General features: G+C 61.4%; 11 protein-coding genes and 1 pseudogene. 2 read left to right on the forward strand and 10 right to left on the reverse strand.

All coding sequences use genetic code 11. From position 1 onward, the window contains the following. The 7 genes and pseudogenes from VJ604_RS00675 to VJ604_RS00705 all read right to left on the reverse strand — a co-directional run. Positions 1–147: pseudogene (locus tag VJ604_RS00675) on the reverse strand (tRNA (guanosine(37)-N1)-methyltransferase TrmD); the annotation flags it as partial. Beyond that, positions 144–659, reverse strand: coding sequence for a ribosome maturation factor RimM (gene rimM, locus VJ604_RS00680; RefSeq protein WP_324079460.1), 516 nt, complete (start codon positions 657–659; stop codon positions 144–146). The gene rimM and the pseudogene VJ604_RS00675, both read right to left, overlap by 4 nt. Before the next feature lie 3 nt (positions 660–662). Beyond that, positions 663–893, reverse strand: a complete 231-nt coding sequence (locus VJ604_RS00685; RefSeq protein ID WP_324079461.1) for a KH domain-containing protein — start codon at positions 891–893, stop codon at positions 663–665. 49 nt (positions 894–942) lie between these two features. Then, positions 943–1209, reverse strand: coding sequence for a 30S ribosomal protein S16 (rpsP, locus tag VJ604_RS00690; protein WP_324079462.1), 267 nt, complete (start codon positions 1207–1209; stop codon positions 943–945). 103 nt (positions 1210–1312) lie between these two features. Next, positions 1313–2680: a signal recognition particle protein gene (gene ffh, locus VJ604_RS00695; protein WP_324079463.1), complete on the reverse strand. Its 1368-nt coding sequence runs from the start codon at positions 2678–2680 to the stop codon at positions 1313–1315. 533 nt (positions 2681–3213) lie between these two features. Next, positions 3214–3789 (reverse strand): sulfurtransferase-like selenium metabolism protein YedF, encoded by a 576-nt coding sequence (gene yedF / locus VJ604_RS00700; RefSeq protein ID WP_324079464.1) that lies wholly within the window; start codon positions 3787–3789, stop codon positions 3214–3216. Next, entirely contained in the window at positions 3786–4049 is a 264-nt protein-coding gene (locus VJ604_RS00705; protein ID WP_324079465.1) for a putative Se/S carrier protein, read from the reverse strand. Before VJ604_RS00705 ends, yedF begins: the two co-directional genes overlap by 4 nt. Positions 4050–4136: 87 nt before the next feature. Between VJ604_RS00705 and VJ604_RS00710 the strand changes: the two genes are divergently transcribed. Next, positions 4137–4394, forward strand: coding sequence for a hypothetical protein (locus tag VJ604_RS00710; RefSeq protein WP_324079466.1), 258 nt, complete (start codon positions 4137–4139; stop codon positions 4392–4394). Beyond that, on the forward strand, positions 4387–4860 hold the full coding sequence (locus VJ604_RS00715) for a DciA family protein (RefSeq protein WP_324079467.1): 474 nt from the start codon (positions 4387–4389) through the stop codon (positions 4858–4860). The genes VJ604_RS00710 and VJ604_RS00715 overlap by 8 nt, the downstream gene beginning before the upstream one ends. 10 nt (positions 4861–4870) lie before the next feature. Here the strand turns inward: VJ604_RS00715 and VJ604_RS00720 are convergent, their stop codons facing one another. The 3 genes from VJ604_RS00720 to VJ604_RS00730 all read right to left on the reverse strand — a co-directional run. Beyond that, complete coding sequence (locus VJ604_RS00720; RefSeq protein WP_324079468.1) at positions 4871–5641, reverse strand: tRNA1(Val) (adenine(37)-N6)-methyltransferase; 771 nt, start codon at positions 5639–5641, stop codon at positions 4871–4873. Between the two features lie 22 nt (positions 5642–5663). After that, positions 5664–6407 carry a glycosyltransferase family 2 protein gene (locus VJ604_RS00725; protein WP_324079469.1) on the reverse strand — a complete coding sequence of 248 codons (744 nt, stop codon included), beginning with the start codon at positions 6405–6407 and terminating at the stop codon, positions 5664–5666. A 40-nt stretch (positions 6408–6447) separates the two neighbouring features. Next, positions 6448–6746, reverse strand: a 299-nt coding sequence (locus VJ604_RS00730; RefSeq protein ID WP_324079470.1) for a YfhO family protein, incomplete at its 5' end; no start/stop codon positions are given.

Raw genomic sequence — 6746 nt, forward strand, 5'->3', positions numbered from 1 at the left:
GGCGGTGCCGTGCTTGTCGAAGGCCCAGTCGCGAATGTTGTGCAGGCCGATCTCGATCAGCCCGTTTTCCTGGGCGCGCCTCAGGATACTTTCGGTGAGCGGCCCGTCGAACATCGCGGGGAACAGGGTCAGGATGTCGAATTTCATAGATCGAGCAGCCCCTCGGGAAGAGAGACCTTCATGGTGCCTTTGTCCAGATCGACCGCCAGCACCACATCGTCGAGCGCAGGAATCAAAACTTCGCGCCCGTCCTTCTTAACTACGTACACGTCGTTGGCGCCGGTCTCGATGATGTCGACCAACTCCCCGAGCGCTTCCCCCTCCTCGGTTTCCACCTGGAGGCCCAGGAGGTCCGACCAGTAGAACTCGTCGGAGGGGAGCTCGGGAAGCGCGCCGCGTTCGGCATAAATCTCCCTGCCGACGAGGTGCAGCACCTGGTTGATATTGTCAAACGACTTGAGGGTCAGGATGACCTTCTTGCCGTGCATCTTGGCGGAGGCCACGGAGAATTCCTCCATGGCCCCGGCCTGAGATTTCAACAATACTTTGTCAAGTTGCGAGATACTCGAGGCGTCGCCCGCGAAGGGGACGACACGCAGCTGCCCCCTGATCCCGTGCGTTGCCTGGATCCTGCCGATCAAAACCTTCCTACTGGACATCTATCACTCTACAATTTTCAGGATCGCTTTTTTGTTATCCTTTGTGGAAACTGCGTTCAGGAGGGTACGGATCGCCTTGGCAGTGCGACCCTCCTTGCCGATGATGCGGCCCATGTCTTCCTTTGCAACCGTGAGCTTGATGACGTTGGTGTCTTCTTCCATCTCCTCGGTTGCTCTAACCTGAGTCGGGTCATCAACAAGTGCCTTGGCAATGGTTTCTACAAGCTCTTTCATGGCGCTATCCTCTGTAGTAGTGGGATATCCGGTTGACCGGAGCTGAGAATTAAGCGGCCGGAGAGACGAATTTCTCCCAGATGCCGGTTTTTTTCAGGATCTGCTTGACCGTGTCGGTCGGCTGTGCGCCCTTGCCGAGCCACTCAAGGGTTTTCCCTTCTTCCAGTTTGAATTCTGCCGGGTTTTTGTTCGGGTCGTAGGTACCGACGTTCTCGATGAAACGGCCGTCCCTACGGCTACGGCAGTCAGCAACCACTACCTGGTAAAAGGGTTTCTTTTTAGCGCCCGCACGTGCAAGTCTGATCTTTATTGCCATTTCTTCCTCCTGGTGTTCTCGGACCTGTGGTCCGCAATCGTGTCGTATTTTTTTTGAATCTAAAAACTGTACTTTATTTATCGATTTCGTCAAAGGATTCCGCTTAAAACGGGAACATCCCCTTGCCCATCCCCTTCATCCCCTTCATAAGTCCCTTGGGGCCCATCTTCTGGAGCTGCTTGACCACCCGCTGCGCCTCGGTGAAGCGCTTGAGGAGCTGGTTGACCTCCTGGACGCTGGTGCCGCTCCCCTTGGCGATCCTCAGACGGCGGCTGCCGTTGATGATGGTGTGGTCGGAGCGCTCCTTGCGGGTCATGGAGTCGATGATCGCCTCGATCCGCTTCATTTCCTTCTCGGACGGCTGGGCGCCCTGCATCTGCTTCATGGCCTTGCCCATGCCGGGGATCATCGACATGATGGATTCCAGGGAACCCATCTTCTTGATCTGCTGCAGCTGGGCCTTGAAGTCCTCCAGGTCGAACTGCCCGCCGCTCTTCTTCATCTTCTGCTGCAGCCGTTCGGCCTCCTTCTCGTCGAAGGTGGCCTGCGCCTTCTCGATCAGGGTGAGCACGTCACCCATGCCGAGGATGCGGGAGACCAGGCGGTCGGCGTGGAAGACGTCGAGCGCGTCCAGCTTTTCGCCCAGGCCCACGAACTTCACCGGCTTGCCGGTCACCGCCTTGATGGAGAGGGCGGCGCCACCCTTGGCGTCACCGTCCAGCTTGGTGAGCACCACGCCGGTGATGCCCAGGCGGTCGTTGAAGCCGGAGGCGACGTTGACGGCCTCCTGGCCGGTCATGGCGTCGGCCACGAACAGTATCTCGCGCGGGGCCAGCTCGTCGCGGATACCCTCCAGCTCGTTCATCAGGTAATCGTCGATCTGGTGGCGGCCGGCGGTGTCGAAGAGGACCACGTCGAAGGCGTTCAGCGTCGCGTAGCGGGTCGCGTTGCGGCAGATGTCGAGCGGCTTCTGGTCGGCGGAAGAATCGAAGACCTCGATCCCCAGCTGACGACCAAGTACCTTCAGCTGCTCGATAGCGGCGGGACGGTAGATGTCGGCGGGAACCAGCAGCGGCTTTTTCTTCAGCGTTGTTTTCAGGTACCGGGCCAGCTTGCCGCAGGAGGTCGTCTTACCGGCACCCTGCAGACCGACCATCATGATGGCGACCGGAGGCTTGGCGGCCAGATCGAGGGAGTTGTCCTCGGAGCCACCCATCAGCTGGACCAGTTCGTCGTTGACGATCTTGATCACCTGCTGGCCGGGGGCGAGACTCTGCAGCACCTCGGTGCCGACCGCGCGGGTCCGTACCTTTTCTATGAAATCCTTGACGACCTTGAAGTTGACGTCCGCCTCGAGCAGCGCCAGGCGTACTTCGCGCAGCGCATCCTTGACGTTGTCCTCGGTCATCACACCCTGACCGCGCAGCTTTTTGAATACCAGGTCGAGTTTATCGGATAAAGTCTGGAACATGGAAACCTTGTAACGCGCCGGATTTAAACGGCTTTTCCTGTCAAAGCCGGAGAGGGCACCGAAGTCGGCGCGCAGGTATCCCGCGGCAAGAGAGTCACTGTAGTGGATAACGCGACATATTGTCAAGGAAAAAAGAACAAGCAGAGGCTTGGGACTGGGGGCTCGGGGCAACCTGATGTACCGATGCAAGTCCCGGATGTTTCCCCAATTTTACCAGTTCGGACGGTACGAATTCCAGCATCAAAACCTTGTTCCTACTCCCGCGTCACCACTCAGCAGCCTACAAGTCGGACAGGGGGACAGGCACCTGGCGGAGCCAGTCCCCTACCCCGTCTTCACCCTGTCCCTCCCCTTGAAGGGGAGGGGACGTTGGGGAAACCGGTTTGCACTCCGACAGTCCCCTCTCCCGAAGGGGGAGGGCTAGGGAGGGGGGACCCAGGTGTCCCGGTGGATGGAGTCCCACGTTTCGGGGCAGCGCTCCTCCCTCCCAGCCTCCCCCCTCAGGGAGGAGGAGCTATAGTGGAGTGCCCCGCCTAAAGCCGGACCACCGAGCGGGCGGCGAGCAGGCTCTCGGCGATGGTGAACATGTTGGTGACGCCGCCGGCGGCCAGGCTCTCCTTCTTCTTGAAGAAGTCCAGGCAGATGCCGCAGGAGAGCACCTCGACGCCGCGGTTGCCCAGCGCCTCCAGCGCCTCGATCACCTCGGATCCTGCCGCAGTCAACAGGACGCCGGTATTGATGAAGAAGATCCGGTCCGGGAGCTCGCTCTGGTCGACCAGGGTCATGATGAGGTTCTTCATCAGCAGGCGCCCCAGCTCTTCGGGCCCGTCTCCCAGCCGGTCGGTGCCGATCAGCATCACCACTGCCCCTGCCCGTTCGGCAGTCGGCTGCGGGCGCTTCGCCGCTCCGGTTATGGTGAGGGCAAAGCCCCCTTCCACCGCCTCATCCCGCACCTGGTAGCCGCGCCCGGTGACAAAACGGGTCACGTTCTCACGCGGCGCACCGTCGTCCAGCAACACCCTCAGTTCACCTTCAGCCGATTCCAGCGCCCTCTTCACCGAAACCACCGGCAGCGGGCAGGCCATTCCTCTCACGTCCAATGCCTTCATTTATCTCCCTCTATCTTTTCGAAAGCGTCGCCCGACTTCCGGTACAAGTCATGCGGCATGAGACCGGACTCCAGCAAGGCCGCCTCCACCCCGCTTCTGACCTCCTCCGCGTACCTGATGGCCAGGCCGCAGTCGGCGGCCACGGCGCGCGGCGCCGGGATGAGCAGTATCTTCAGCTTCTTCCCCTTAAGCAGTTTCTCCGCCTCCATCACGCGATGGATGGAGTTGAAGATGGCCACGTAATCTCCTTCATTTACCACGGCAGCTCCTTTTAGCATCTGGGCCCCCGCCAGAACCGCATTGACAAAGGGGCGTTTAATTCATACTATCCACGACGAGGTACATGCATGCATACAGCTATACAAGTCGTCGCCCTGATGCTGATGGCGATTGCCGTCAACATCCCCATGGGGTACCAGCGTCAAGGCAGCCGGAAGTTCTCCCCCGCGTGGTGGTTCTACATCCACATCTCCATTCCCTTCATCATCTACGCACGGATCAAAACGGGTCTCGGGATCCAGTTCATGCCGTTCACGCTGGCCGGCGCGGTAGCCGGCCAGGTGCTGGGCGGCAGGTGGTACCGCAAGAGGAACCACATTGGCTGACAAGCGCGCGCGGATGCGGAGGCCGGCAGCGGTGGCCGATCTGCTGAGCTCCATGCTGCGGGGCACCCCCGCCGAGCAGAGACTCAAGGAGGGGCGTATCTGGGTGGTCTGGGAGCAGGCGGTAGGCAAGCGGATCGCCGCCCATGCCCAACCGGCCGCATTCCGGGAGGGGACCCTCACCCTCACCGTCGACAGCGCCCCCTGGATGCAGCAGTTGAGCTTCCTCAAGCGGGAGCTGGTGGCCAAGGTGAACGACCAGTTGGGCTACGAACTGGTCAAGGAGCTCTACTTCAAGGCCGGCAGGATCGCCAAGGCCGCGCCAACCGCCTCCCCAGCCCCCGCCAAGCGCCGTCAGCTGAGCGAGGAGGAGCGGAACTGGATAACCGAGCAATCGGGCCTGGTGGACGACCCGGAGCTGCGCGCCGTCTTCGAGAGCCTGATCAAGAGGGACCGGGAAAGCCGCTAAGCTTCACCTTCTACTCCCTACCCTCCAGCCCCTTGTAAATCCTCAGTTTCTCCTCGCTGTACCCGCCGTCTTCGCCGCGCACCAAAAGCGGCGGCTCCACCTGCAACTCCCCGCTTCTCCCCTTCATCAACTCGACCAGGAACATCCTCGCCGGCATGGAGGCGTTGCCGTGCACCATCCTCAGCCTGAGCACGGCAAGCTTCAGCTTCGCCGCCTCGGCCATCAGCTCGGCGAGCCGCGAGGTGTGGTAGATGAAGCAGATGCGGCCGGACGGCTTTACCAGGTACTTGGCCGCCGCCAGGAAATCAACCAGCTTGGCGGTACTCTCGTGCCGCGCGCCGTCGCGCCCCGCCCTCGGGCTCACCTTCCCGGTCTCCGGACGCCGGTAGGGGGGGTTGGAGAGCACCAGGTCGAAGCTGTCCACCGGGTAGAGCGCCTTCACCTCGTTGAGGTCGCGGCAGACGATCTCCACTCTCTCCTCGAGGCCGTTTAGCCGCACGTTGCGCCGGGCCAGCTCGGCCATGGGCTCCTGCAGCTCGATGCCGGTGATGACGGCGGAGTTGGCCATGCGCGCCAGCAACAGCGGGATCACCCCGCAGCCGGTACCCAGGTCCATCACCCGCCCCGTCCCCGCGGGCAAGGCGAAGTCCGCCAGCAGCAGCGGGTCCAGCGAGAAGCGGTAGCCGTGCCTCGGCTGGACGACCTGCAGCTGGTAGCCGGTCAACTGGTCCAGCGTCTCGTGCCCGGCATCGTAAAGGTCACCGCCAGGGCTGCTGCTCATGGAAGTGAGCCTCTCGATCGCATCAGGACTTGGGGAGGATCTTGGGGGCGTAGAGCCCCATCTTGCCGAGCCGGAACTGCAGGGCGGTCTTGAGCACTCCCAGGCCGTAAATGACGCTGCGCCGGAAATTGATGGAAGAGGCGTCCTCGAAGTACTTGGTGGGGCAGGAGACCTCGCCGATCCGGTAGCCTGCCCAGATGACCTGGGCCAGCATCTGGTTATCGAACACGAAGTCGTCGGAGTTCAGATCGAGCGGCAGATTCTCCAACAGCTCGCGGGAGAAGGCGCGGTAGCCGGTATGGTACTCGGAGAGCTTGTGCCCGAGGAGCAGATTCTCCACCAGGGTCAGGAAGCGGTTCGCCACGTACTTGTAGATCGGCATGCCACCCTTGAGCGCGCCGATGCCCAGGATCCTGGACGCCAGCACGGCGTCGAACTCACCGTAGGCGATCATGGAGGACATGGCGGTGATCAGGTGCGGCGTGTACTGGTAGTCGGGGTGGAGCATCACCACGATGTCGGCGCCCAACCCGAGTGCGGTCCGGTAGCAGGTCTTCTGGTTGCCGCCGTAGCCCAGGTTGGTGGGGTGGATCACCGTGTGGATCCCCAGTCGTTTCGCCACCTCGGCGGTCTCGTCCTTGCTCGCGTCGTCAACCAGCACCACGTCGTCGACGAACTCGAAGGGGATCTCCCGGTAGGTCATTTCCAGCGTCTTTGCCGCGTTGTAGGCGGGGAGCACCACCACTACTTTCTTGCCGTTTAACATACTAACCTCTTTCTTTCATTGATCTGAATAACATTACAATTCATGCCTGCGATAATTTCGCCTCAGTCGCCGGTTGCCCAGAGGCCTCGCGCCGGCGCAGCAGCAACTCCCGCAGCAAGGCGAAGGCGAAGACGGCGAAGGAGCCGAGGGTAAGATATTTGCCGACCTTGAAGGGGGTCGGATCGAACAGGAAGCTGACCGAGTGTTTGCCTGGGGTCAGGTAGACGCCGCGCAGCACGTAGTCGACCGGGTAGATCTCGCTGGACTTGCCGTCCACGGTGGCCCGCCACCCCTGGTAGTACTTCTCCCCCAGCACCAGCATGGCATTGGCGGAAACCG

This window comes from Geomonas sp. (assembly GCF_035254065.1).
In the GTDB taxonomy this organism is placed as follows: Bacteria; Desulfobacterota; Desulfuromonadia; order Geobacterales; family Geobacteraceae; genus Geomonas.